Origin of the sequence: Parasedimentitalea denitrificans (assembly GCF_011813015.1) — a bacterium.
In the GTDB taxonomy this organism is placed as follows: Bacteria; Pseudomonadota; Alphaproteobacteria; order Rhodobacterales; family Rhodobacteraceae; genus Parasedimentitalea; species Parasedimentitalea denitrificans.
In genome coordinates this window covers 70,704-96,784 of the sequence record NZ_QHLQ01000013.1, presented here as the reverse complement: position 1 = coordinate 96,784, position 26,081 = coordinate 70,704, and the positions used below count along the sequence as shown (strand labels likewise).

Here is a 26,081-nt window from a genome sequence, read left to right as displayed (position 1 = left end):
AGTGGGGTGTTGGCCCTTAGCGTTCTTTTACATAGGGCTCGCCGCCGGCCTTGGGTGGGATCGCCTTGCCGACAAAACCGGCCAGGATCACTACGGTCAGGATGTAGGGCAGGGCGTCCATCATCTGGACTGGGATGGTGATGCCACCCAGCTCTATATTCTGGAACCGCAGTGCGACAGCCTGCAACAGACCAAACAACAGGCAGGCCCCCATCGCATGCCAGGGGCGCCACTTGGCAAAGATCAGAGCGGCCAAAGCGATATAACCACGGCCTGCGGTCATATCCTTGACGAAACCAGCCTGAAGCGAGGTGGCAAGGTAGGCGCCAGCCAAGCCGCAGAGCAAGCCACAGATGCCGACAGCGGCAAACCGCAGACCGACGACGGAAATACCAGCGGTATCCACGGCCTCGGGGTTTTCCCCAACCGCGCGCAGGCGCAGGCCGAAACGGGTGCGATACAGCAACCACCAGGTTGCAGGCACTGCGGCAAAGGCCAGGTAGACTAGGATCGAGTGACCCGAGAGTAGTTCGGAGTAGATTGGACCAAACACCGGCACGTCCGATACCGCCTCGGCGAACGGCAAGTTGATCGGGCCAAAGCGGCCTTCGGTCAGCAAGGATGGCGTGCGCCCGCCCTGTTGGAACCATCTTTGTGCAATCACCACTGTAAAGCCTTGGGCCAGCATGGTAACCGCCAGCCCCGAGATCAGCTGGTTGCCGCGAAAAGTGATCGAGGCCAACCCGTGTATCCCGCTGAGAACCAAAGAAGAGGCAACCCCAGCCAGCAATCCCAGCCACACGTTTCCGGTGACGGCTGCAACGGCTGCCGAGAAGAACGCGGCGGCCAGCATCTTGCCCTCAAGGCCGATATCAAAAATGCCTGCTCGTTCTGAAAATAGGCCGGCTAGGCAAGCCAGAAGCAGTGGAGTGGCCAGACGAATTGTGCTGTCCAGCACCTGGATAAGTGTCAGGAAATCCATCAGGCTTTTCCCTTCCGCAGTGCAACGAAGATTTTTTCAAGTGGCATCCGGACCATGTTGTCTAGGGCTCCGGTGAACATAATAACCAAGGCTTGGATCACTACGATCATTTCGCGAGGGATCTTGGTCCACAGGGCCAGTTCTGCGCCGCCTTGGTACAGGAAGCCAAACAGGATTGCCGCAAGGAAGACGCCAAACGGGTGCGAGCGTCCCATCAGGGCCACCGCGATGCCGATAAAACCAGCGCCTTCGGTCGAGTTCAGAACCAGTCGTTCGGCCTCGCCCATGACGTTATTGGTGGCCATCATGCCAGCCAAAGCACCCGAGAGCAGCATGGCAATCATGGTGATCTTAAATGGTGAAATCCCAGCATAGAGCGCGCCTTGCTCGGACTTGCCATAGGCACGGATTTCATACCCTAGTTTGGTGCGCCAGATCAGCAGCCAGACAAAGACACAGGCGGCAAGGGCCACCAGAAAGCTGACGTTAGCCGGTGCAGCTTTGGAGAATTCGATGCCCAGCGGGGCAAGGACTTCGTGTAGGCTAGGCAGGTGGACGGCTTCTGGGAAACGTGCCGTGGCCGGATCCATCGACCCAGCAGGGCGCAGCAGGTTGACCAGCACATAGTTCAACACCGCAGCAGCGATAAAGTTAAACATGATGGTGGTGATCACGATGTGGCTGCCGCGTCTGGCCTGCAGGTAGGCCGGAATAGCGGCCCAGGCTGCGCCAAAGATGGCCGCGCCAATTGCGCCGCCAGCCAGTGCCATCGACCAATGTGGCCAAGGAATATACAGGCAGACAAGCGCAGCACCCAGGCCCCCCAGCATCGCTTGACCTTCGCCACCGATGTTGAACATACGGGCGTGGAACGCGACGGAAACCGCCAGGCCAGTGAACAGGAAGTTGGTGGCGTAATAGAGCGTATAGCCCCAGCCATAGGTCGACCCCAATGCGCCGTCGATCATCAGTTTGACCGCGGCAACCGGGTCTTCACCTATGCCGAGGATCACCAGGGCGGAAATAATAGCGGCCAGCAGCAGGCTGATCAGCGGGATCAGCACCACGTCGGCCCATTTGGGCATCTTTTCCATCTTATGCGGCCTCCCCGGCGACACCGGCCATCAGCAGGCCAAGTTCTTTTTCGTCTGTTTCATGCGGCAGGCGTTCGCCCATGATGTGGCCATCAAACATAACGGCCACACGGTCGGCCAGCGACAGGATCTCTTCCAGCTCGACGCTCACCAGAAGGATTGCTTTGCCCTGATCACGCAGTTCGACGATTTGTTTGTGAATGAATTCAATCGCGCCAATATCGACACCGCGGGTGGGCTGGCCGATCAGCAGCAATTCCGGATTGCGCTCAATCTCGCGTGCCACAACGATTTTCTGCTGGTTCCCGCCCGAGAAGTTCTTGGCAGCAAGCCATGGGTCAGGGGGGCGCACGTCGAACTTTTTCATCTTGGCTTCGGTGTCGGCGCGCAGGGCGGCGTTGTTCATCAACATGCCGGACTGGTAGGCAGGATCTCGGTGATAGCCAAAGGCGACGTTTTCCCAGGCGTGAAAGTCCATGATCAGACCTTCGCGTTGCCGGTCTTCGGGAACGTGCGCGATATGAGCGCGGCGACGGGCCTGACCGTGAGAGCCGGGGCCGTGCAATGGCAGCTCTGCCCCCTGCATGCGAATTGTTCCTGTGCCGCCGCGCATGCCGCCTAACACTTCGAGAAGTTCCGACTGGCCGTTGCCAGCTACACCAGCAATGCCCAGAATCTCGCCCGCGCGAACCTGCAGGTTGATGCCTTTGACACGTTCTACGCCGTCCTCATCGCTGACGGACAGGTTTTCGATTTCCAGCACCGGTGCGCCGGGCTTGGCTGGGGTTTTGTCGACTTGCAACAGCACCTTACGGCCCACCATCAGTTCAGCCAGATGGGCTGGGTTGGTTTCAGATGTCTTGACCGTCGCGGTCATCTCACCACGGCGCATCACCGACACCGTGTCGGTGGTTTCCATGATCTCACGCAGTTTGTGCGTGATCAGGATGATGGTTTTACCTTCTTCGCGCAGGCGATGAAGAATGCGGAACAGCTGGTCTGCCTCGGCTGGTGTCAGAACCCCGGTGGGTTCGTCCAGAATAAGGATGTCCGCCTGACGGTACAGCGCCTTGAGGATTTCGACCCGCTGCTGCTTGCCAACACCGATTTCATCGATGCGGGCGTCAGGGTCGACGTTCAACTCATATTCGGCGGCCAGTTGTTTCAAAGTGCGGCGGGCCTTGGCCAGGGAGGGTTTCAATAACCCTCCGTCCTCGGCTCCGAGGATGATGTTTTCCAGTACGGTGAAGTTTTCCACCAGTTTGAAGTGCTGGAACACCATGCCGATGCCAGCAGAGATAGCGGCTTGGCTGTCTGGGATCACGGTGTTCTTGCCGTTGATCCAAATCTCACCTTTGTCGGCTTTGTAGAAACCGTACAGGATGCTCATCAGGGTCGATTTGCCAGCGCCGTTTTCGCCGATGATACCGTGAATCGTACCAGGGGCGACGCTGATCGAGATATCCTTGTTGGCCTGGACCGGGCCAAAGGCTTTGGAAATGCCTTTTAATTCAATGGCTGGGGATGTGGTCATTCACCAGTTCCTGTTCCGACGGCTGTCTCGTTCTGCGTGCATGTGCGGCCATTGGTCAGATCAAAGGTATCAGAATCTGACCTTGGAAACAGTGACATGCAAGCGCTGCTAGGGAAAAGGGCCGCGCAGAGGTGCGCGGCCCTGAATTTTTGTTTGCGCCTAAACTTAGAAGTTCAGAGCTGGGCAGCTGTCGTCGGACATGTAGTTGTGCACAGTCAGCTCGCCAGAAGCGATCTTGGCAGATGCGGCATCTACTGCAGCCTGCATGTCTGCGCTGACCAATGCGGCGTTGTTGTCGTCCATTGCATAGCCGACACCACCATTGGCGACACCCATGTGAACGTTCCCGGCTTCAAGGTCTACACCCTGCGAGAAGGCGTCAAATACAGCGTTATCCACGCGCTTCATCATCGAAGTCAGAACCTTGCCTGGGTGCAGGTGGTTCTGGTTGCTGTCGACGCCGATGGACAGGATGTTTTCGTCGGCTGCAGTTTGCAGAACGCCTACACCAGTACCGCCAGCAGCAGCATATACAACGTCAGCGCCTTGGCTGATCTGTGCTTTGGTCAGCTCAGAGCCTTTTACCGGATCGTTCCAAGCAGCTGGTGTCGTACCAGTCATGTTGGCAATGATCTTGGCATCTGGGTTCGCAGCCATAACGCCCTGGGCATAGCCACAGGCGAATTTGCGGATCAGAGGGATATCCATGCCGCCGATAAAGCCAACAGTGCCGGTCTTGGATGCCTGAGCAGCCATCATGCCAACCAGATACGAACCTTCGTGCTCTTGGAAACCAATGCCGCGTACGTTTGGCATGTCCAGCCAGTCAACGTCGATGACAGCGAACTTGGTGTCTGGGTAGTCAGGGGCTACCTGGCTCAGAGCGTCAGAGAACGCAAAGCCAGCCATGACGATTGGGTTGGAACCCGCTTCAGCGAAACGACGCAGAGCCTGCTCGCGCTGAGCTTCGGACTGCAGTTCTACTTCACGGAAGGTGCCGCCAGTTTCTTCGGCCCAACGGGTCGCACCAGCAAAGGCTGCTTCGTTAAAGCTTTTGTCGAACTTGCCGCCAAGGTCAAAGATGATGGCCGGATCGGCCAGTGCAGCGCCAGCGGACAGAGCGATAGTTGCAGCCGCTCCCATCAGGGATTTCATCAGAGTCATGTGGGTACTCCCAGTTGTTGTTTTTTGTTTGGGGTGACATTTTGTATCAGCCACCCAATCAGAGATATTTCTTAAAAGGTGAAACGATTAAGGCCGTAGCCCGGCCAAGGGGTCAACCGCTTTTTGACCATTTGGTGTGATTTCGGGTGTTGGCCTAAGGTTAAGAGCTATTTGTCTGTCGGTAAGGCCTGTCTCATGAGGATGGCGTCCACCGCAGGGCCGTTTTGGCGGCTGTAATAACCGGGGCGATTCCCGCAATTTGAAAAGCCGCAAGAGGTATAGAGCTCGCAGGCAGGCGCGTTGTCGGCGGCGACCTCCAGAAATGCGGTTTCGGCACCTCGTTGGGTGGCCACCGTGCGCCAAACCTGCATCACTGCACGTGCCAAACCCTGCCGTTGGTGGTCTGGATGGGTGGCTATGGTCAGCAGCTCGGCCTCGTCCACGATCACCCGCACCAGCGCAAAACAGCGTGCATCACCCACGGTAAAGGTGAATGGGCTGTCCAACAGGTCAGTGAATTCGGCCTCAGACCAGGGGCGCGACTGGGTAAAGGCCGCAGTATGAGTGGCGGCCATCTCCGCTGGCGAAGGTAGATTAGCCATCTATCAGCGCCGGAGGGACATCCCTAGATGGTGCCGCGTCGGCCGCGCGCATATATAGCGGCGCTGGGGCGGCGGGGTTGTCGTTAGCACGCAATGCTGCGTGGCGCGCGATGGCTGCGGCGAGTCCTTCTGGGCTTGCCTCTGGCGCAAACGATAGCCCGGCACCGCGTGCGGCTTCGGCAGCTTCAGATGCTGGCATCAGACGCGGTGCTTGGTCTGGCAGTGCGGCATAGACCTGCTCTCTGGGGGCGGGGATCGCTGCGAGTGTGCCATCAGCCTGTCTGGCCTCAAAACCGTCAACGCCCACAGCCGGTATGTCCAGTCCCAGCGCCAATCCTCGCGCAGCAGAGACTCCAATGCGGATGCCTGTGAAGTTCCCCGGCCCAACGCCTACGCCAATTGCTGTCAGGTCTTTCCAACTGGCACCAGCTTCGGCCAGAACCTCTTCCAGCAAGACCATCAACCGTTCTGCCTGGCCACGCTTCATCAGTTCCAGCCGTTCGGCCATGATCTGATCGCCGCGCAGCAAAGCGGCCGCGCAATGCGCGGCCGATGTGTCAAATCCCAGTATCAGTGGCTCAGACGGCAACGGGGCGAACCTCGGTCACTTCGGGTATGTAGTGGCGCAGCAGGTTCTCGATGCCCATTTTCAGGGTCAGCGTCGACGAAGGGCAACCTGCGCAGGCGCCCTGCATGTGCAGATAGACAACACCGCGGTCAAAGCCGTGGAACGTAATGTCGCCACCATCCTGCGCAACGGCTGGGCGCACGCGGCTGTCCAGCAATTCCTTGATCTGGTCAACGATTGCACCGTCTTCGCCGGTATGTTCCGCATGTCCGGATGCCGGGGCTGCGCCATCGTCTGCCATGACAGGCTGGCCGGACTGATAGTGCTCCATCACCGCGCCCAGAATGGCCGGCTTGATGTGGTCCCATTCAACATTTTCGGCTTTGGTCACGGTGACAAAGTCGTTGCCAAAGAACACGCCAGCAACACCGCTGACCGCAAAGATGCGTTCTGCCAGAGGCGATTTGCCTGCGGTGTCAGATGTGGGGAAGTCAGCAGTGCCAACTTCGAGCACGGTCTGACCCGGAAGAAATTTCAGCGTCGCCGGGTTGGGCGTGGATTCAGTCTGAATGAACATATCGGGTCTCCGTAAAGCTGTCACCGATATGCGCCTGACAGCCGGGCAAGTCAAGGATTAGAACGATTCTAAATTAGACGGCCCAAGAGTATCAGGTGATCGCTTCCAGTTTTTCTTTGGACAGATCGCCGGGCACAATGGTGATTGGAATAGGCAGGCTGCCCGAGGACCGGCTGAGCTGGCTTACCAGTGGGCCGGGACCTTTGCGATCATCGCCAGCGCCAAGCACCAGTACACCGATGTCAGGATTGGTTTCGATGTGAGCAATAATTTCCTGCAGCGGCTCACCTTCGCGGATCACCAGCTCCGGATCAATGCCCTGACGGTCGCGCATCCATTTGGCAAAAACCTCAAAGTGCGCATGGATGCGTTCGCGTGCTTCTTCCTTGATCACTTCGCTGACGCCAATCCAGTGATTGAACTCATCTGGTGGGATAATCGACAGAATTTCGACACCCGCACTCGTATGGGCCGCACGCATCGCCGCAAAACGCATGGCGTTCAGGCATTCGCGGCTATCATCCAGTACCACAAGAAATTTGCGCATTTCGGTCCTCCACAATCTTAGCCAATCTGCCCGAGAGCATGGCCGCTGTCCATCAGTTTCCTCAGCGCGATTTTCGGTGAAGATTTGTGGCATAGCTGGTCAGGATAACCGCGAGGATGAGCAGGCGGAACACATGAGCCGCTGCAACAAAGCTTGGATCGGCGCCAACTGCGGCTGCCACAATGATCATGGTTTCCAATCCGCCTGGCGCAAATCCAAGCAACACATCCATGATGGGCAGCCCGGAAAGCTGGGACGCTGGAATGGCAAGTAGCACGGCAAGACTTGATGTCAGTGCGATAATAGACAGGCCGGCCAACAGGCTGCGGCGCAGTTCACGCCAAGACATGCCGCTAAACCGCGTGCCAATAAGGCTTCCCATCAGTACCAGCGATCCCTGCGCCAGCCAGTTGGGCAGGGTACCAGTGGTCATAGAGGACAGATGGGTGGTCGCAGCCACCAAAATTCCGGCAAGGAGTGTCGAGGCTGGCAGTTTCATCCAGTGCAGTACAGGCGACAGAGCCAGAGCCGCAGCAATCTGTATAACGAGCCAGATCCATGGTGTGGATACAGCACCGCTTGGCAGGCCGGGTCCAATGTCCATTCCGGCAGCCTGCGCGGCCAATGGGATAACCAGTGTCAGCACCATCAGACGTATCGACGCCAGAACCACCGGCCGCGTCAGTGAAAGTGACAGGCTGTCCGCCAGCGCAATGACCAGACTCAGATGGCCGGGGGCAGCGGCTAGAAATGCTTCGTCTTTGCCAAATGGCAACACGCGTGGAACCACCCATCGACCAATCCATGGGGTCACAAATGTAAGAATTGCCAGCAGGGAAAAGGCGATTGGCCAGCGGATCATTGCTTGGATGCTTTCTGGGCCAATCAATGATCCGATGCTTAGCCCGACTAGCAGAAATCCCACGTTTCTCAGCTGTGTTGCGATTCCTGTCTTAATCCCCCTCAACCCTGCAATCGCAACTGCAACGGCAGGCCCGGCGAGTAACGCAACAGGCATTTTTAGTGTAATGGCAATCAGTGCGCCGAGACCCCCAATAATAAGGGTAACTGCGCTTTGGCGTAGTTCAGGCATTCGAATGTGCCCAGTCCCAATACATTTCACGCACCTGTTTCGCGATGGGGCCAACTTGATATTGGCGATCGTCAAAGGCAGTGACCGGGGTGACCTTGCTCATATTGCCGGACATGAACACTTCATCAGCGGCCTCGAAATCGGCGTATCCCAGAACCGTTTCGTGCACCGTGACACCTTCGGCACGCAGATTAGAAATATGGCGCGCGCGTGTAATGCCGCTTAGGAAAGTGCCATTGGCGACGGGTGTGAAGACCTCGCCATCACGTACCATAAAGATATTGGCCGTCGCGGTTTCAGCGACATTCCCCAAAGCATCCAGAACCAAAGCGTTGGAAAAGCCCTTGGACTGCGCTTCGCGGATCATGCGGGCGTTGTTGGGGTACAGGCAGCCAGCCTTGGCGTCGACGACCGAACTTTCTAGCACCGGGCGGCAAAACTGAGTGCGGGTCAGGGTCGCGCTGGCGCTGGCCGGGGCCATTGGGACTTGCTCTAGGCAGATCGCAAACCCGGTGGTGTCGGGCGACGGGCCAATGGCAGATCCATCACCGTCAATGCCCCAGTACATTGGCCGGATATAGACCGCCGCATCCTTGTCGTAATGCGCCAGACCTTCGCGGGCTATGGCCACCATGTCAGCGGTAGTAACCGTTGGGGTCAACATTAGGGCCTTGGCCGAGCGGTTCACACGGTCGCAATGAAGATCCAGATCTGGGGTCAACCCATCAAAGAACCGTGCGCCGTCAAACACCGACGAACCAAGCCAGGCTGCGTGGTCGGCGGCGCGCATGATTGGGACATTACCATCATGCCAGCTGCCGTTGAAAAAGGTGCGGATATTGCTGCCAGTTGCCATTAGGTGCCTCAAGAATGAAATGGATTTCAACAAAACCTAGGCAGCAATGGGTCAGTCGTCCAGACCCTTTTTGTTGCGACCCAGGCCACGAAGAAACTCGGCAGGGCAGGGAAATTGTGACGCTCTGCTTAGTTGTAATCTATACGCCGGTCTCGGGACCAAACAAAGGCTGCCTATACCTCAGCCTCGTTTGTGACCCATTGATATTTCTTCACGCTCTGCAAGCCGCTAAGCGGCTGGTTATTGAGACGGCGATTACGGATTTCTAGCATAATTTTTGCAGCCTCGCCAAGCATCGGCGGGATGACATCGCGTTTCACATCATCATTAAAACTCAACCCCGGGCTTTTCTGGACCTCTAGTAGCCAGGGGGTCAAGTTCTCGTCGAGCATAAGGTCAGCGCCAAACACTGCAAAACAATCACCCTGTTCCGGGTAGTGCATTTTCAGTTTTTCGCGCGCAGCCAAAGAGATGGTCAGCAGAATACGGCGGATCTGAGGGATAAGCTGCACCTGAAGATAGTCGGCATCCACGATCCCCAGCTCTTGCGATAGATACCGACCAAAGTCCTCGAACTTCCATTTCAATACAACGCTCGGGTCATATCCGGGGTGGTTCTTCTGTTGATAGACATTGGTCACGTGGACCAGCTGGTTGTCAAAATCGTCCAGCTTGTAGGGCAGGCTGTTCAGCCGCACTGTTGTTTGCGGATAGATCAAAACCATCAACGGATCGACGCTGGCGACCAACCAATAGACACGCAGTTCAGATTTCCGACCTTCCAGCAGCAGCGGATTATGTATGTAGCGCTGGATAATCCCTTGTTCACGCTTGCTGGTGATGGGGCGATCCCCGAATGCCGCATATTTTTCCCGCAGCTCATCAAATTCCCACAGGATCTTGATCCCACGACCGCGTGAATTATTGCCGGGTTTGTAGATCCAAAGATTGTCCGGCGTGTCGACCTTGGGCAACTGGGCAAAGAACCGTGCTCTCTCTGTCGGATCATAAAGGCGATAACTTTCCCGGTAGAACTGCGACATCGGCAACGAGCCTTCAGTCCGCCGCTGATCATATTGCGCCAGCGTATCTGTCAGATACCCCTTATTGATGATCGCAGATTCAGTCTGAAAATGATTGATCAGCTGGTGCTCTGCCAGATGATTGATCTTGCGCTTGTAGTTCTTGCGAAGCCAAAGAAGCGCAGCAGCGCGATGGTCGGAGGTTTCCTCATGACCTTGCAATAGCATGGCTTTTCGGGCGGCCTTGGAACTGTTGTCAAAAAAGATCTGTTCTAAAGTCATGCGGGTGCCTTGGCGCCAATGAGTTTTGAAAACTCCTAGGTGGCAACAGGGCAGCCGTCCAGATTTTTATGCATCCCAAATGGGCAGGCCAGGCGCGGCCCGGTGTTCCACCGGGCGGAGCACTTGCGTTGCTTTAGCTTCAAACACCTGAGCCGTTGAACCTGCGCGCAAGTTGTTAAACAGCAGGCATTAATCCATATGCGGCCAGCGCAGCGGTGGCCTGTTCCTGCCAGCGGGATTTCTGCGCGGCGTTGCTCTCTTTTCGCAGGCCCATCGCTTTTAGCCCGTCGAGTTTTTGCGAGCTTTCATCCCCGAAACTAGCCGCAACGCGCGGCCACCAGTAGTTGACAGCGTCCTGCAGGGCAGAGCGGTCGCCGTTTTCAGACAGACGCGCCAGCCCTTTGTCGGCCAGTTCGGTATGCGCGGCCTCGATGGGGGCGATTGTGCGAAAGGCCTCGGCCAGTGGTTGGTATGAGATCTGCGATAGCTCTTCCAGCTGTACGGCGGCGGCATGGCCCATCAGCAGGTTCATCACCACTGCATCCGCCCAGCCTTGCAATGGGTAGTTGAACACCGACAGGCGCATATCATGGTCGCCGCGGCGCTGGCCAATGTCGGCGTCGCGGGGCAGGCGGGTGGTCCAAGGGTGGTGGCTCACGTAACGCTCAGTATCAGCGCCAAATTCGCCCATCAGCTCCAGCACCCGATTAGCGTTGCCGGTTTTCTCCATCACGATCTGCGCCGCCGCCATGCGGTCTCGCACGCCGGGGCCGGCGTTGATCATCTCGGCAAAGCCAGCCGCGCCGGCCAACTCGCTATCGATAAAGATCGCCATAATTTTCAGCAGTTCAGCCCGGTAGCGGGGCGGAGTATTGCTGGGGCTGGTTAGAACGCCGCCAGCGGCAAGGTAGCTTTCAATGCTCATGTCTTCTGCCATGGTCGCGTCCTCTCTATTGGTCGTAATCTACAACAACCGTGTCGGTCACCGGATAGGCCTGACAGGACAGCACATAGCCCTTTTCGACCTCGTAATCCTCTAGTGCGTGGTTGGCGGCCATCTCCACTTCACCTTCGATCACCTTGCAGCGGCAGGTCGAACAAACCCCAGCTTTACAGGCAAACGGCGCGTCCATTGCGTTGCCCAATGCGGCGTCTAGGATCGACAGATCCTTGCCCATTTCGATGGTGCGGGTAGAGCCATCCAGAGTGATCGCCGCCTTGGTCTGGTTGCCGCCGCTGGCTGCATCCGCTGCGCTGACCTTACGTTTGGCGCGGCCGGGTTGGGAACTGGCGAACAGTTCAAACTTGATTTGGGCATCGCCCATACCCGCAGTGCGCAGGGCGGATGCAATCCCCAGCATCATCGGCTCGGGGCCGCAGATAAAGGCGGTGTCGGTGTTTTCAATGTCGATCCAATGCTCAAACAGCTGGGCGCATTTTTCCTCCGTCACGAGGCCGGTGAACAGGTCGATTTCCTGCGCGTCGCTTTCCAGAATGTGGATCACATTCAAACGCCCCATATAGAGGTTCTTGAGATCCTCCAGCTCCTCGCGGAACATGATCGTGTTCACGCCTTTGTTGGCATAGACCAGTGTAAAGCGAGAGTTTGGCTCAGCCGTCAGTGTGGTTTTCAGGATCGACAGCACTGGGGTGACACCCGACCCACCCGCAAAGCCAAGATATTGTTTGTGCGCGCCGTCTTCGAGTGGGGTGAAAAAGCTACCCATCGGCGGCATCGCTTGCAGGGTATCTCCCACCTTCAGCTCGGTGTTGGCCCAGGTCGAAAAGGCCCCGCCGTCAACGCGTTTGATCCCCACCTGCAGGATGTCTTCGTCCTTGCCCGCACAGATCGAATAGGACCGGCGTAGTTCTTCGCCGTCAAAGTCGCGGCGAAAGGTCAGGTATTGACCTTGGGTGAAATCAAAATGCTCAGCCGCGCCATTGACGGGCTTGAGTGTCACCACGACGGCGTCGCGGATGGTCTTGTGGATGTCTGTAACAGTCAGGTCATGAAAGCGCGCCATGGGTGTCTCCTCAGATGCACTTGAAATAATCAAAAGGTTCAAGGCAGTCCTGGCAGCGCCAGTGGGCCTTACACGGGGTCGAGCCGAATTGGCTGACCTTGGTGACGTTATTGCTGTGGCAGTTGGGGCAGCGCTCTGGCCCACCTGCGGGTTGTGGTGGCGCGATGCCGTATTCTTCTAGTTTGGCTCGGCCTTTGTCGGACAGCCAATCGGTGGTCCAGGCTGGGGAAAGCTGTCGTTTCAGCTGCAGCTTTTCGATGCCGTGGTCGCGCAGGGCGGTTTCGATATCCAGATTGATGATCGAGGTGGCCGGGCAGCCCGAGTATGTGGGGGTCACAGCGACGGTCAGGGTGTCATCGTTCCATTTGATGTCGCGAATGATGCCCAGATCAACCAGCGAGATCACAGGAATTTCCGGGTCTGGCACGGCCTCTAGCCACTCCCAGATCTGGGTCACACTTGGCTTTTCTTGCAGTTGGCTCATGTGATTACCTTTACCCTTGATGCCTGGCCCGGCTGATAGGTCGGGCAGCGCCCGACCCTCCCCACGGGAGGGCGCTTTCGCACCCACCCAGGGTCAGGCGCTGCCCTAAGTTTTTACCAGTTCGAACCTGGATAGGCGCGTTGCAGCCACTGCATTTGCGTTAGCAAATGACCCAGATGTTCGGTGTGCATCTTACCAGTGCGCCCACCTTTGTGGCCAAAGCGGCTGTCCGGAATAGTCAGCGTCGCATCGGCCAGAATACGGGTGATCAGCGCATCGTAGTCGTCGCGCAAGCTGGCTGGGTCCGGAGCAATCCCGGCAGCAACCATCTCGGCGTCGACTTCATCCGACTGGAACATCTCACCCACATAGGGCCACAGGTAATCCAGCGACTCTTGCATGCGGCGATGGCTTTCCTCGGTGCCGTCACCCAGACCAACCACGGTGTCAGCCGAGCGTTCGAGGTGATAGGCGACCTCTTTGCTGGCCTTTTCTGCAATGGCCGCCACCCGTTCATCCGACGATTTCATCAGATGGCCCAACTGGATCGAATGCCAAGCATCGAACAGGAACTGGCGCATCAGGGTGCGGCCAAAGTCACCATTTGGCACCTCGACCAGCAGCAGGTTGCGGAAATCCCAGACGTCACGCAGAAACGCGATGTCATCGGCGGACTTTCCGTCGCCTTGAACTTCACCAGCCAAGCCCAGCCAGAACTGTGTCTGACCAATCAGATCCAGCGCGGTGTTGGCCAGCGCGATGTCCTCTTCCAACACCGGTGAATGGCCACACCATTCGCTGACCCGGTGGCCAAGGATCAGAGTGTTATCCCCCATCCGCAGCAGAAACTGCAGGAATGCCTCGTCACGAGTCATTACATGGCCCCCACTTCATCAGGGATGTCGAAAAAGGTTGGGTGGCGGTACACCTTGCTCTCGCTGGGTTCATACAGCGGGCCTTTGTCACTGGGGGATGAAGCGGCGATGTGGTTCGCCTCGACCACCCAGATCGACAGACCTTCGTTGCGGCGAGTGTAAACATCGCGCGCGTTCTTGATCGCCATTTCCGCATCCGGGGCGTGCAGGCTACCGACGTGACGGTGGCTCATGCCATGTTGTCCGCGGATGAACACTTCCCAAAGGGGCCATTCGTTTTTCATGTCATTTCCTCCTTGAGAACTTACTCGGCTGCAACCGATGCAGCGGCTTTTTTCTTGGCGTGGGCCATCAACCCGTCGCGCACCCAGGCGCCATCGTCCCAGGCCTTGTTGCGGGCGGCGAGACGGTCGGTGTTGCACGGGCCGTTGCCCTTGATCACGTCAAAGAACTCAGACCAGTCGGGGTCGGTATAGTCATAGTGGCCGCGCTCTTCGTTCCACTTGATGCCCGGATCTGGCAGGTCGAGGCCTAGGAATTCGATCTGCGGAACAGTCTGGTCGACGAACTTTTGACGCAGCTCGTCATTGGTGTTCATTTTGATCTTCCAGGCCATCGACTGCTCGGAATGCACCGACTCTTTGTCGGATGGGCCAAACATCATCAGCGCCGGGAACCATAGGCGGTTCACGGAATCCTGTGCCATTTTCTTTTGCTCGGGCGTGCCCTCGGCCATCTTGCGGATGGCGTCAAAGCCTTGACGTGCGTGAAAGCTTTCTTCCTTACAAACCCTGATCATTGCCCGGCTGTAGGGGCCAAACGAGGTCCTCTGCAGCGGCACCTGATTGATGATCGCCGCACCATCGACCAGCCAGCCAACTGCGCCAATGTCCGACCAGTTCAGGGTGGGGTAGTTGAAGATCGACGAGTATTTCATGCGGCCATCCAGCAGCATCTCGGTCAACTCATCCCGGCTCACACCCAGCGTTTCAGCAGCACAGTACAGATACAGCCCGTGGCCAGCCTCGTCCTGCACCTTGGCCAGCAGGATCGCCTTGCGTTCAAGGGTTGGCGCGCGAGTGATCCAGTTGCCCTCGGGAAGCTGGCCAACGATTTCGCTGTGGGCGTGCTGACCAATCTGACGGATCAGAGTTTTGCGATAGGCCGCAGGCATCCAGTCCTTGGGCTCGATCTTTTCGCCCGCATCAATCCGCGCCTGAAAAGCGGCGAGCTTTTCTGGGTCGTCTTGGGCTGCTTCGGATTTTACCATCTGTGCATACATAGTCAGATCTCCCTTATACGCGTTCCAGGATCAGGGCGGTGCCCTGTCCAACGCCAACGCACATGGTGCACAGCGCATAGCGCCCGCCAGTCCGTTGCAACTGATAAGCAGCGGTCAGCACCAGCCGAGCGCCAGACATCCCCAGCGGATGGCCAATCGCAATGGCACCTCCGTTGGGGTTAACATGGGGTGCGTCATCGGCGAGGCCAAGTTCCCGCAGCGTGGCCAGACCCTGCGATGCAAAGGCCTCGTTCAATTCTATCACATCCATCTGCTCAATGCTCAGCCCTGTGCGGGCCAGCACCTTGCGGGTGGCTGGGACAGGGCCAATGCCCATCACACGGGGTTCAACCCCGGCGGCGGCCATGCCAACAATCCGCGCCATCGGCTTTAGGCCGTTCTTGGCGGCGGCAGCTTCGTTCGCCATCAAAATAGCGGCGGCACCGTCGTTGACGCCGGAAGCATTGCCCGCAGTCACAGTCAGGTCAGGGCCATTCACACCGCGAAGCTTAGCCAATTTATCAGCGCCAGTACCGGGGCGGGGGTGTTCATCTGTGTCGACGACAATCGGGTCACCCTTGCGCTGAGGCACAGAGACCGGAGTGATCTCGTCTCCAAACACACCAGCCTCATGCGCAGTGGCCCAGCGGGCTTGTGATCGCGCGGCAAAGGCATCCTGATCTTCGCGGTTGATATTGTAGTCTTCGGCGACGTTATCGGCAGTCTGTGGCATCGAGTCAGTGCCGTACATCTGCTCCATCTTCTTGTTCACGAAGCGCCAGCCGATGGTGGTGTCGTAAACCGCGTTGCTGCGGCCAAAGGCTGCGGTCTGCTTGGGCATCACAAAAGGCGCGCGGCTCATGCTTTCGACGCCGCCAGCAATCGCCATGTCATAGTCGCCAGCGCGGATCCCGCGGGATGCCATGCCAACTGCATCCATGCCCGACGCACAAAGCCGGTTGATGGTGGTGCCGGGCACATCTGTCGGCAGACCTGCCAGCAACGCAGCCATACGTGCCACGTTGCGGTTGCTTTCGCCGGCCTGGTTGGCATCGCCGTAGATTACATCGTCAATGCTGGCCCAGTCCACCTGAGGGTTGCGTGCCTTTAGTGCGGCTATCGGGGCGGCGGCCAGATCGTCGGTGCGGACCGAGGATAGTGCCCCGCCATAGCGGCCAATTGGGGTCCGGGTTGCGTCGCAGATAAATGCATCCATGGGGGTCGCGTCTCCTGTTGCGGCGATTAATAAGCCGACCGTTAGGTCGGTAATAAGAAGTAATACGATTCGCGGCAAGATAAATATTACATAAAATGACGGTCGTCATATTTCCTGTAACGTATCGACCTGTCTAACTCAGGTCATAGACCTTGCGAACGGCGCCTTCGATTGTCTCGTAGGTGCGAAAGCCTACTGACTCATAATAGGCCAAACCGCCGGTATTGTAATTTTGGATCGTTGCGTCGATGTGTTTTAAATTGGCCTTCACAGCTGCACTTCGCGTCGCGGTGAACAGCTTGCCACCAATGCCTTGTCGGATTGCCTCTGGGTGAATATGAGTGCCAATGACACCCCAACCGGGTGTCACCCCGTATTGGTTTCCCTCAACCGCCATTAAAAGGGCCTGAAAACCCAGAATAGAACCTTCTGCGTCAGTCGCCACGCTGCATTCAATCCCGTTTGGATTTTCGATGTAGTTGCTAAGGGCAAAACCGGTGTCACTTAGCGTTCGGCGAAGTCCGGCGTCCGTTAAGGCAATCAAAACGCGACTGATGCCAGCTGCATCCGAGGGTGTAGAGGGTCTGATAATCATGTGTTGTCCTGAATGATTGGCGCGGTCAGCGGGCAGGTATCAAGACCTCATTGCAGTACCGCTGATCCTCGATTTCAAAATGGGTTTGGCCGATTATCGCAAAGCCATGTTTGGCGTAGAACCGAAGCGCTGGTTCGTTTTCAGAGTTGGTGGCCAGCCACGGCGTGTCCCATCCCAGTTCCTGGCACAGCGATAACCCGGCGTTTAGTAGTTTTTGCCCAATACCTTTGCCGTGATGCCGGGGCTGTACATAGAGCGTAGTGATTTCAGTCTTCGATGGATGTTCGCAGGGGCAGGGCAGATTGTGGCTGACGCGAATGTAACCGGCAATTCCATTAGAGCTCTGCCAAACCAACAGCTTCTCGCTTGGATCTTTCAGTGCCTTGCTGAACTGATCAGCCGTATAATGCGCCAGCACGTAATCCGCGAAAAAGGCATTCACGCCCTCTCGGATATAGGTGCTCAGCCAGACCTCGATCGACAGGGCGGCCAGGCTGGAACAGTCGCTGGCGCGGGCAGGGCGAATGGAAGCTGCGGCGTCGAGAGGTGACATGAATAAACTCAGATATGGATGGTGTTTAATAACGGCAGGCGAGAGTGGCGGCGCGGGCCCGAAGCAAAGCTTCAGGCCCGCCATGGTATCTGGTGGCACCCGACCTGCGGCCGGGTGCGGTTGTGGCAAACCGGCAGGTCAGGTCAGGGCTGCAAACCCAGTGTCCAGCGCGGTAAGGATAACATTGACGTCTTCGGCATTCAGTACAAGCGGTGGCGACAGGATAATATTGGGGCCTGAAACCCGCACCATGGCCCCAGCGCGATAGGTCTCTTGTTGGATCTGAGTGATTGTTGCCTTGTCGATGGCGGCTTTGGAGGAGCGGTCCGACACCAGCTCCATCGCGCACATCAGCCCATGTCCGCCACGCACATCGCCGATCAGCTCATACTTTTCCTGCAGCGCAAGCAGGCCTTGATGCAGTTGCTGGCCACGGGCCGTCGCGTTTTCCGGCAGGTTGGTTTTCTGGGTTTCTGCAAGACAGGCCAATGCCGCTGCTGCGCCTACGGGATGACCGGAATAGGTGTAGCCGTGGCCAATGGCGGCCTTGCCACTGGTGTCATTTTCAAACACCTCAGCAATGGCCTCGGCGATCATGACCGCGCCAAATGGGAAATACCCATTGGTGATAGCCTTGGCGGTGCACATCAGATCTGGCTGCGCCCCCCAGTGACGCGAGCCGCTCCATGATCCGGTGCGCCCAAAGGCGGTGATGACCTCATCCGCGATTAGCAGAATGCCATTGCGGCTGCAGATCTCTCGTACGCCGGGCATGAAACTGGCATGTGGCGGGATCACGCCACCAGCGCCAAGTATGGGCTCCATGATAAAAGCGGCGATGGTGCTTGCCCCCTGAAAGGCGATCTCATCCTCCAGTGCTTGCAGGCACAGCTGCGCCAACCGTTCGGGATCGGATTCATTGAAAGGGTTGCGATAGGTGTATGGGGCAGGGATGTGGTGGCAGCCCGGCAGTAGCGGTTCATACTGGGTGCGGAAGTTGGCATTTCCATTGACTGAGGCGCCGCCCATGTGGGTGCCGTGATAGCCCTTTTTCAGGCTCAGGAACTTGGTGCGCCCGGCCTCGCCACGGATTTTGTGATACTGACGTGCAAGGCGCAGCGCCGTTTCCACTGAATCAGACCCGCCCGAGGTGAAGAAGGCGCGGCTTAGCCCGTCGGGTTCAAAGAACCTGCGCAGTTCTTCGGCCAGTTGGATCACCTGATCGTTGGTGGTGCCGCGAAAGGTTGAGTAATAGGGCAGCACATCCAGCTGCGCTGCGATGGCGTCTTTGATCGGCTGGCAGGAAAAGCCCAGATTGGCGTTCCACAACCCGCCAACCGCGTCGACGGTTTCATGACCGTCGATATCGGTTATGCGAACGCCCGATGCCCCGGTGATGATGGCGGGCGGGTTGGCGAGGCTGTCGGCCGGATGCGCCATTGGGTGCCACATCGACTTGGCGTTCATTTCCTTCAGGAAATTGGAATCTTTCATCGGGCTTGCTCCTGAATGTGGGGATCAGATTGAGCGGATTTATGGCTCAGGTTTTGGTGAATACTGGATAGCTGGCAGGTGGCATGCCGCCAGTACTGTGGGTTAGGGAGGCTCCAGCACGGTGCAGCGCCTGTGGGATCAGATCTTTTTGCGCTGCAGTCATGCGGGATGCCGGGGCCGCAACGGCAAGGGCGCCAATAGGCTGGCAATCAGGCCCGAACACCGGCACCGCATGCGAGTGGACTTCAGCTTCAAACCCACCAATCGATTCCGCGATGCCACAGGTCCGAACCTGATCCAGTTGCGCGCGGATCTTACCTGGCTGGGTGATTGTATCGGGGGTGTGGCTGCTGAGTGGTGACGTCAGGATTGCGTCGATGAATGCTGTATTTGAATAGGCCAGAACCGCCAGCCCTGATGCGGTGGCGTGAAAGGCCAGCACTTCGGCGTCTTCCAGCATCACCTTGGTGGCGTGGCGGGGGGAATAGGCGTGTGACAAGGAATTTAACTGCATCCCCTGTACCAATGACAGGTGGCAAGTCTCGCCGACCTCATCGCTCAGATCGCGCAATACCTGACGTGACACGGACAGGATCGGCACCGCCGCCTCGCGCAGCGCCGCCAGCCGCAAAACCTGAGGACCCAGCCGATAAGAACGGTCGGCGCCTGTCTGTTCTACAAAACCTGACTGCTGCAGCTCGCTCATCATGCGAAAGACGGTGGCCTTGTTCATACCAGAGAGGCGCGTCAGATCACTCAGCCCGATTTCGGATTTGTCGCAGCTAAAATGCGCGAGCAAGGACAGGGCTTTTGATACAGTTCCCATGGTGCGGCGTAGGGTCCATTCTGTTGATGTGGCGATCTTTGAGGGTAAAGGGCGCCGGGTATGCAATTGTGTTGACAGACTAGGGATTGCCGGTCAATCTAATTTTAAACCGCCTGTTCAAATAATGAACCATGCGGACAAGGGGGCTATATGGCGGATCAAACTCAAATCGACAGACTTCGGTTGCGTGATATTGCACCGCAGAGCCTATTTATTGATGGTGCATGGCAGCCAGGGGCGGGTGGGGAGCTTGATGTTGTGTCACCCATTGATGGGGCAACTCTGACGACACTGGCGGTGGCCTCTGCAACAGATGTTGAAAATGCTGTCGCCTCGGCGCGGCGGGCATTCGACGATGGGTGCTGGTCTCGCCAGTCCCCCGCCGCACGGAAGAAAGTTCTCTATGCTATCGCCGACAAGATAGAGGCCGAGGCCTTGGAACTGGCGGTTCTTGGCGTGCGCGACAACGGGACCGAGTTCAACATGGCGTTCAAGGCAGAGCCGGGATCTGCCGCTGGAACGTTCCGCTATTATGCCGAGGCCTTGGATAAGGTCGCGGGTGAGGTGGCGCCAACTGCGTCGGATGTGCTGGCGCTGGTCCATCGGATGCCGGTGGGTGTGGTTGGTGCGATTGTACCGTGGAACTTCCCGCTGATGATCGCGGCATGGAAACTGGCACCTGCTCTGGCGATGGGCAATTCCGTGGTGCTCAAACCAGCCGAGTCGGCCTCACTGTCGCTGTTACGTCTGGCCGAGATCTGCTCTGAGTGCGGATTGCCGGATGGGGTGTTGAATGTGGTCACCGGGACCGGCGCTGAAACCGGGGCTACCTTGGCCAAATCAATGGGCGTTGATGTCTTGGCCTTTACCGGGGCGGGCACCACCGGGCGACGCCTGCTAGAGGCCTCGGCTGCGTCCAACCTGAAACGCTGTTACCTAGAGCTGGGGGGCAAGTCCCCCAATATCGTGTTTGCGGATGCGCCGGATTTGGCCAAGGCCGCCAAAGTTTCTGCGATGGGGATTTTCCGCAACTCTGGTCAGGTCTGTGTTGCCGGGTCGCGATTGTTGGTCGAGGCCTCGATCCATGATGAATTTGTCGAAGCCCTGAAGGCAGAGGCAGAGGCGCTGCGTGTTGGTGATCCGCTGGATCTGACCACACAGGTTGGTGCGGTGAATTCCGAGGAACAGCTGCGGCGCAATCTGTCCTTTGTGGACATGGCGCGGGCCGAGGGGGGACGGGTGCTGACAGGGGGGAACCGTATTCTGCAGGATTTGGGCGGCAGCTATATGGCGCCGACCATTGTGACTGGTGTGACCCCTGACACGGCCCTGTTCCAGCGCGAGGTGTTTGGGCCGGTTCTGGCAGTGACCAAGTTTGAAACCGAAGAACAGGCTCTAACACTGGCAAATGCGACGAGTTTTGGACTGGCTTCGGCTGTCTGGACTGCGGATCTGAGCCGGGCCCATCGTATGGTCGCAGGCATTCGCGCAGGTCTGGTGCATGTGAACACCTATGGCGGATCGGACAATACGGTTCCGCTGGGTGGGGTTGGTCAATCTGGCAATGGTCACGACAAATCGCTGCATGCGCTGGACAAATACGTTGACCTGAAAACCGCATGGATTCAGCTATGAGTAAGACAATCTTGGTTGTCGGAACCTATGACACCAAGGAGGATGAACTGGGCTATCTGGCCAAAGTGATCCAGAGGCAGGGCGGCAAAGTGCTGACCATGGATGTCAGTGTGCTTGGTGATCCCAGCGCGCCTACGGATGTCAGTAAACATCAGGTGGCCGAGGCTGGCGGCAATTCCATTCAGGCAGCTATCGTCTCGGGTGACGAAAACACCGCGATGCAAATCATGGCGCGTGGGTCTGCTGCCAAGGCTGTGGGGCTGTATCGCGATGGCAAGATCGACGGTGTGATTGTGCTGGGCGGCACCATGGCCACCGATCTGGCGTTGGATCTTTGCGCGGCCTTACCGGTCGGAGTGCCCAAGTACTTTGTTTCGACGGTGGCCTTTTCACCGCTATTGCCTCCCGACCGTATACCTAGTGACGTGCAGATGATCCTCTGGGCCGGGGGGCTCTACGGCTTGAACTCGATCTGCAAGGCATCACTGTCTCAGGCCGCAGGTGCGGTTCTGGGGGCTGCCCGTGCAGTTGAACCACCTAAACGTGATCGCCCTCTGATTGGCATGACATCGTTTGGAAAAACGGTTTTGCGTTACATGGTGGACCTTAAACCAGCGCTCGAAGCACGTGGGTTCGAGGTGGCGGTGTTCCATGCCACCGGCATGGGCGGCCGCGCGTTCGAAAGCCTTGCGGCTGAGGGTGCCTTTGCCGCCGTGTTTGATTTTGCCCCACAAGAGGTGTCGAACCATCTGTTTGGTGGATTGTCGGCGGGTGAGGATCGGATGACCAGCGCGGGTCGTGCAGGTGTGCCGCAATTGGTGGCGCCGGGCTGTTATGACCTGGTTGATCTGATTGGATGGCAACCGACTCCAGACAGCCTGTCGGACCGCCCTGTCCACGCCCACAACCGCTTGCTGACCTCAGTCGTTCTGGACGCAGATGAACGTCGACAAGTTGCGGCGACCATTTGCGATAAACTCTCCAACGCCACGGCTCCTGTTGCCTTGCTGTTGCCAACCGGTGGCTGCAATGAATGGGACCGGCCCGGAGCGGATTTGCATGATGCGGACGGGCTGGCCGTCTTCTGTGACGAGATTAAATCCTGCTGTCCTGACGCCGTGGATCTGCATGTTTTGGATTGTCATATCAACGATCAAGAATTCACCACGGCTGCGCTGAAGGTGTTTGATTTCTGGCTGGAAAACGGGACAGTAAAAGCGGGGTGAAATTGGGGCAATGTGGTGCACATTTCACAAAGCTTGCCAAATTAAGTAGTTTCGCTACAGCTTGCGGGTAAGACACTAACTTCGGATTCTCCCATGCAAATTGACACTACTCCAAACCTGCCGTCCTATGATGTTGTGATCATTGGTGGCGCCATGATGGGCGCCTCGGTGGCTTGGTTTTTAGCGAATAACCCTGGCTTTGATGGGTCGGTTCTGGTGGTCGAACGCGACCCCGCGTACGAGCAAAGCTCGACCGCGCATAGCAACAGCTGCATTCGCCAGCAGTTCACCCAGCCGATTAACGTGCAGGTCAGCCAGTTCGGTGCGGACTATGTACGGAACTTCCGCCAGTACATGGGCGGTGACCCCGATGTACCCGAGCTGCACATGCAGAGTTTTGGCTATCTGTATCTGGCGTCAACGGTCGAGGGTGAACAGGTGCTGCGGGCGGCGCAAAAGATGCAGGCAGCCGAGGGTGCGGGTACGCAGATCCTGACACCTGAAATGCTGGCCGAAAAGTTCCCGTTCTATAACCTCGATGGTATTCGCGTCGGCAGCCACAACCCGGTGGACGAGGGTTATTTTGACGGTGGCTGCATGTTCGACTGGTGGCGGCGCAAGGCACGCGCTGCTGGTGTGGAATATATCCGAAATGAGGTGACAGGCATTTCCACCTCTGCGGGCCGTGTCACTGGCGTGACGCTGGCAGATGGCACCCAGATTGGTGCTGGGCATGTGGTGAATGCGGCTGGTCCACGGGCTGGGCTGGTTGCACAAATGGCTGGGGTTTCGCTGCCAGTTGAGCCTCGCAAACGCTATACCTATGTGTTTGAGGCAGCCCGTCCGCTGGACGTGGACTTGCCGCTGACTGTTGATCCATCCGGTGTGCATGTGCGCAGCGACGGCAAATACTACATGGCCGGTTGCCCTCCGCATGAGGACCCGGCGGTTGCACCGGATGATTTCATTGCCGACCATTCCCTGTGGGAAGAAAAGGTCTGGCTCGCCATTGCGGAACGCATTCCACAGTTCGATGCCTTGAAGCTTATGCAAAGCTGGGTTGGGCATTATGCTTATAATACGCTGGACCAGAACGCGATTATCGGGCCGCATCCCGAGGTCGAGAACTTTATGCTGATCAACGGTTTTTCGGGGCATGGGTTGCAGCAGGCGCCAGCGATGGGGCGCGGACTGGCCGAGTGGATTGTGTCGGGCCGGTATGAGACACTGGACCTGTCGCCGTTTGCCTTTGATCGGATTCCGGCAGGGCGTCCATTGCTAGAGCAGGCCGTCATCTGATCAGGCTGACGCTAGGGCAGGTAATTTGCAAGTGACGTAGGGTTCGCCCCCCAACGTCCGGCCAAGGGGCTTGGCCCGATGGGTCATCCATGGCTAGTTAAGGACAACACCGGGGCGCAACAATGTTGCGCCCCTACTGATAAGGGGAAAACAAATGAGCGATGCCATCAGATATGAGCGGGTCGGAGATATTGCAGTTCTGACGGCGCAGAACCCGCCGGTGAATGCTTTGGGTGTCGATGTGCGCAAGGGCCTGCTGTCAGGGATTGAACGCGCCGAGGCAGATGGAGCCAAGGCAGTTCTGATCTATGGCGATGGTCGCACTTATTTTGCTGGCGCCGACATTCGCGAATTTGGCAAGCCGATGTTGGACCCTGGGTTGCCGGATCTTGGCAGCCGGATCGAAGCCTCGCCGTTGATCGTGGTGTCTGCCATGCACGGCACTGCATTGGGCGGTGGGCTAGAGATTGCTCTTTGCTCGCATTACCGCATCGCGGTTCCCAGCGCCAAAATGGGCCTGCCCGAGGTGAACCTGGGTATTCTGCCCGGCGCTGGCGGCACCCAGCGTTTGCCCCGCGTTGCAGGAACTGAGGCCGCGCTGGACATGATCACCTCTGGTCGTCCGATCAAGGCACCCGAAGCCTTGGATAAAGGTATCATTGACCGAGTGACCGAGGGCGAACCGCGCGAGATCGGTCTGGCCTATGCGCAGGAACTGCTGGACGCTGGTGCCGCACGTCGTGCGGTCTGTGACATGCCAGCCCCCGAGATGATTGATTTCGATACCCGCTATGACGCAGTGCTAAAGAAAGGACGCGGTCAGATTTCCCCTGCAACCGCGCTTCGTTCTGTGCAGGCCGCCTGTGAAGCTGACAATTTTGAGGCCGGTCTAAAGCGTGAGCGCGAGCTGTTCATGGAGCTGATGAACTCGGACCAGCGGCAGGGTATGGTTCATGCCTTCTTCTCGGAACGTGCGGTTTCCAAACTGCCCGAGTTGAAAGGTGTTACCCCACGCACGCTGGCGCAGATCGGCGTGATTGGCGGCGGCACCATGGGGGCAGGCATCGCCACTGCGGCGCTGCTGTCTGGACTAAAGGTCACCATGCTAGAGATGACGGACGAGGCCGCCGCAGCAGCCAAAGGCCGGATCGAAGGCAACCTGCAAGGGGCGCTGAAGCGTGGCAAGATCTCTCAGGATCAATTCGACATCCTAACCCAGCAGTCCCTGGTTCTGGCGACAGACTATGCCGCACTGGCCGAGGCCGATCTGGTGATCGAAGCGGTGTTCGAGGACATGTCAGTCAAAAAGACTGTGTTTACTCAGCTGGACGCCGTCTGCAAACCGGGTGCAATTCTGGCCAGCAATACCTCCTATCTGGATGTGAACGAAATCGCCGCCTGCACCTCACGCCCTGAGGACGTGATTGGTCTGCACTTCTTCTCGCCTGCCCATATCATGAAACTGCTAGAGGTCGTGGTGGCAGATAAGACTGCCATTGATGTGGTCGCCACCGGCTTTGCACTGGGCAAGATGCTGAACAAGATCACTGTGCGGGCCGGGGTCTGTGATGGCTTTATCGGCAACCGCATTCTAGCCACCTATCGCAGCTGCGCGGATCAAATGATCCTGGATGGGGCCAGCCCTTATCAGATCGACGCTGCGATGACCAAATTCGGCTTTGCCATGGGGCCCTATGCGGTGTCTGATCTGGCAGGTCTTGATATCGGCTGGGCCTCGCGCAAACGTAAACGCGCGGCAGGCATGGACCCACGCGCCCGCGACAGCGTCTATGCCGACAAGCTGTGTGAAGCAGGACATTTCGGCCAGAAAACCGGCAAGGGCTATTACGTCTACGAGGCTGGTAAACGTGGCGGCACGCCGAACCCGGAAGTGGCCGCACTGATCGAGGCCAACCGGGCTGAGCTGGGCATTACCCCGCGTGAATTCACGGACGAGGAAATCACTCGCCGTTACATGTGCGCTATGGTGAACGAGGCTGCCAAGGTGGTGGGCGAAGGCATTGCCCGCCGTCCATTGGACGTCGATATGACCCTGCTGTTTGGATATGGCTTCCCACGTTATCACGGTGGGCCGCTGAAATGGGCCGATATTCAGGGATTGGACGGCATTCTGGCCGACATCAAAACCTATGCTCAGGAAGATGATTACTTCTGGCAACCCGCACCGCTGCTGGAACAGCTGGTGGCCGAGGGCCGCAGTTTCGATGATTTGAACAAGGGAAGCAATTGA

At 57.7% G+C, this 26,081-nt stretch carries 26 protein-coding genes; 4 read left to right on the top strand and 22 right to left on the bottom strand.

The features are described 5' to 3' along the window. Nucleotides 1-16 precede the first annotated feature (16 nt). The 22 genes from DL239_RS13805 to DL239_RS13700 all read right to left on the bottom strand — a co-directional run bounded on the left by DL239_RS13805 (nt 17) and on the right by DL239_RS13700 (nt 19,670). Nucleotides 17-982 carry an ABC transporter permease gene (locus DL239_RS13805; RefSeq protein WP_167684687.1) on the bottom strand — a complete coding sequence of 322 codons (966 nt, stop codon included), beginning with the start codon at nt 980-982 and terminating at the stop codon, nt 17-19. Continuing rightward, nucleotides 982-2,076 (bottom strand): ABC transporter permease, encoded by a 1,095-nt coding sequence (locus DL239_RS13800; protein WP_167684686.1) that lies wholly within the window; start codon nt 2,074-2,076, stop codon nt 982-984. The genes DL239_RS13805 and DL239_RS13800 overlap by 1 nt, the downstream gene beginning before the upstream one ends. Nucleotide 2,077: 1 nt before the next feature. Continuing rightward, on the bottom strand, nt 2,078-3,610 hold the full coding sequence (locus DL239_RS13795; protein ID WP_167684685.1) for an ABC transporter ATP-binding protein: 1,533 nt from the start codon (nt 3,608-3,610) through the stop codon (nt 2,078-2,080). A gap of 165 nt (nt 3,611-3,775) precedes the next feature. Then, complete coding sequence (locus DL239_RS13790; RefSeq protein ID WP_167684684.1) at nt 3,776-4,774, bottom strand: BMP family lipoprotein; 999 nt, start codon at nt 4,772-4,774, stop codon at nt 3,776-3,778. 167 nt (nt 4,775-4,941) lie between these two features. Then, nucleotides 4,942-5,376 (bottom strand): GNAT family N-acetyltransferase, encoded by a 435-nt coding sequence (locus tag DL239_RS13785; protein ID WP_240931865.1) that lies wholly within the window; start codon nt 5,374-5,376, stop codon nt 4,942-4,944. After that, nucleotides 5,369-5,965, bottom strand: a complete 597-nt coding sequence (gene tsaB / locus DL239_RS13780; protein ID WP_167684683.1) for a tRNA (adenosine(37)-N6)-threonylcarbamoyltransferase complex dimerization subunit type 1 TsaB — start codon at nt 5,963-5,965, stop codon at nt 5,369-5,371. Before tsaB ends, DL239_RS13785 begins: the two co-directional genes overlap by 8 nt. After that, a complete protein-coding gene (locus tag DL239_RS13775) occupies nt 5,955-6,521 on the bottom strand; it encodes a NifU family protein (protein ID WP_167684682.1) in 567 nt (188 codons plus the stop codon). The genes tsaB and DL239_RS13775 overlap by 11 nt, the downstream gene beginning before the upstream one ends. A gap of 91 nt (nt 6,522-6,612) precedes the next feature. Continuing rightward, a complete protein-coding gene (locus tag DL239_RS13770) occupies nt 6,613-7,068 on the bottom strand; it encodes a universal stress protein (protein WP_167684681.1) in 456 nt (151 codons plus the stop codon). A 61-nt stretch (nt 7,069-7,129) separates the two neighbouring features. After that, nucleotides 7,130-8,161 (bottom strand): AbrB family transcriptional regulator, encoded by a 1,032-nt coding sequence (locus tag DL239_RS13765; RefSeq protein WP_167684680.1) that lies wholly within the window; start codon nt 8,159-8,161, stop codon nt 7,130-7,132. Continuing rightward, a complete protein-coding gene (locus tag DL239_RS13760) occupies nt 8,154-9,017 on the bottom strand; it encodes a branched-chain amino acid aminotransferase (protein ID WP_167684679.1) in 864 nt (287 codons plus the stop codon). Before DL239_RS13760 ends, DL239_RS13765 begins: the two co-directional genes overlap by 8 nt. A 173-nt stretch (nt 9,018-9,190) precedes the next feature. Further along, nucleotides 9,191-10,321 carry an ATP-grasp domain-containing protein gene (locus DL239_RS13755; RefSeq protein WP_167684678.1) on the bottom strand — a complete coding sequence of 377 codons (1,131 nt, stop codon included), beginning with the start codon at nt 10,319-10,321 and terminating at the stop codon, nt 9,191-9,193. Nucleotides 10,322-10,496: 175 nt separating this feature from the next. After that, on the bottom strand, nt 10,497-11,258 hold the full coding sequence (locus tag DL239_RS13750) for a Phenylacetic acid catabolic protein (protein WP_167684677.1): 762 nt from the start codon (nt 11,256-11,258) through the stop codon (nt 10,497-10,499). A 13-nt stretch (nt 11,259-11,271) separates the two neighbouring features. Continuing rightward, nucleotides 11,272-12,345 (bottom strand): 2Fe-2S iron-sulfur cluster-binding protein, encoded by a 1,074-nt coding sequence (locus DL239_RS13745; protein ID WP_167684676.1) that lies wholly within the window; start codon nt 12,343-12,345, stop codon nt 11,272-11,274. 10 nt (nt 12,346-12,355) lie between these two features. After that, on the bottom strand, nt 12,356-12,829 hold the full coding sequence (gene paaD, locus DL239_RS13740) for a 1,2-phenylacetyl-CoA epoxidase subunit PaaD (protein ID WP_167684675.1): 474 nt from the start codon (nt 12,827-12,829) through the stop codon (nt 12,356-12,358). 113 nt (nt 12,830-12,942) lie between these two features. Continuing rightward, a complete protein-coding gene (gene paaC / locus DL239_RS13735) occupies nt 12,943-13,704 on the bottom strand; it encodes a 1,2-phenylacetyl-CoA epoxidase subunit PaaC (protein ID WP_157021342.1) in 762 nt (253 codons plus the stop codon). Next, nucleotides 13,704-13,988: a 1,2-phenylacetyl-CoA epoxidase subunit PaaB gene (gene paaB, locus DL239_RS13730; protein WP_138161472.1), complete on the bottom strand. Its 285-nt coding sequence runs from the start codon at nt 13,986-13,988 to the stop codon at nt 13,704-13,706. The genes paaC and paaB overlap by 1 nt, the downstream gene beginning before the upstream one ends. 20 nt (nt 13,989-14,008) lie before the next feature. After that, nucleotides 14,009-14,986: a 1,2-phenylacetyl-CoA epoxidase subunit PaaA gene (gene paaA, locus DL239_RS13725; RefSeq protein WP_167684674.1), complete on the bottom strand. Its 978-nt coding sequence runs from the start codon at nt 14,984-14,986 to the stop codon at nt 14,009-14,011. Nucleotides 14,987-14,999: 13 nt separating this feature from the next. Then, a complete protein-coding gene (gene pcaF, locus DL239_RS13720; protein WP_167684673.1) occupies nt 15,000-16,202 on the bottom strand; it encodes a 3-oxoadipyl-CoA thiolase in 1,203 nt (400 codons plus the stop codon). Nucleotides 16,203-16,335: 133 nt separating this feature from the next. After that, the gene (locus DL239_RS13715; protein WP_167684672.1) at nt 16,336-16,797 is read right to left on the bottom strand and encodes a GNAT family N-acetyltransferase; all 462 of its coding nucleotides are present in this window, start codon (nt 16,795-16,797) and stop codon (nt 16,336-16,338) included. A gap of 25 nt (nt 16,798-16,822) precedes the next feature. After that, the gene (locus DL239_RS13710; protein ID WP_167684671.1) at nt 16,823-17,350 is read right to left on the bottom strand and encodes a GNAT family N-acetyltransferase; all 528 of its coding nucleotides are present in this window, start codon (nt 17,348-17,350) and stop codon (nt 16,823-16,825) included. A 138-nt stretch (nt 17,351-17,488) separates the two neighbouring features. After that, nucleotides 17,489-18,844: an aspartate aminotransferase family protein gene (locus DL239_RS13705; protein WP_167684670.1), complete on the bottom strand. Its 1,356-nt coding sequence runs from the start codon at nt 18,842-18,844 to the stop codon at nt 17,489-17,491. A 46-nt stretch (nt 18,845-18,890) separates the two neighbouring features. Further along, a complete protein-coding gene (locus tag DL239_RS13700) occupies nt 18,891-19,670 on the bottom strand; it encodes an IclR family transcriptional regulator (RefSeq protein WP_167684669.1) in 780 nt (259 codons plus the stop codon). Nucleotides 19,671-19,820: 150 nt separating this feature from the next. On the opposite strand from DL239_RS13700, the gene DL239_RS13695 reads away from it, so the two are divergent. From DL239_RS13695 to DL239_RS13680, 4 genes are all read left to right on the top strand, one after another. Beyond that, on the top strand, nt 19,821-21,305 hold the full coding sequence (locus DL239_RS13695; RefSeq protein WP_167684668.1) for an aldehyde dehydrogenase: 1,485 nt from the start codon (nt 19,821-19,823) through the stop codon (nt 21,303-21,305). After that, nucleotides 21,302-22,531, top strand: a complete 1,230-nt coding sequence (locus DL239_RS13690) for a Tm-1-like ATP-binding domain-containing protein (protein WP_167684667.1) — start codon at nt 21,302-21,304, stop codon at nt 22,529-22,531. Before DL239_RS13695 ends, DL239_RS13690 begins: the two co-directional genes overlap by 4 nt. Before the next feature lie 93 nt (nt 22,532-22,624). Further along, nucleotides 22,625-23,830 (top strand): NAD(P)/FAD-dependent oxidoreductase, encoded by a 1,206-nt coding sequence (locus DL239_RS13685; protein WP_167684666.1) that lies wholly within the window; start codon nt 22,625-22,627, stop codon nt 23,828-23,830. A gap of 154 nt (nt 23,831-23,984) precedes the next feature. Next, complete coding sequence (locus DL239_RS13680; protein WP_167684665.1) at nt 23,985-26,081, top strand: 3-hydroxyacyl-CoA dehydrogenase NAD-binding domain-containing protein; 2,097 nt, start codon at nt 23,985-23,987, stop codon at nt 26,079-26,081.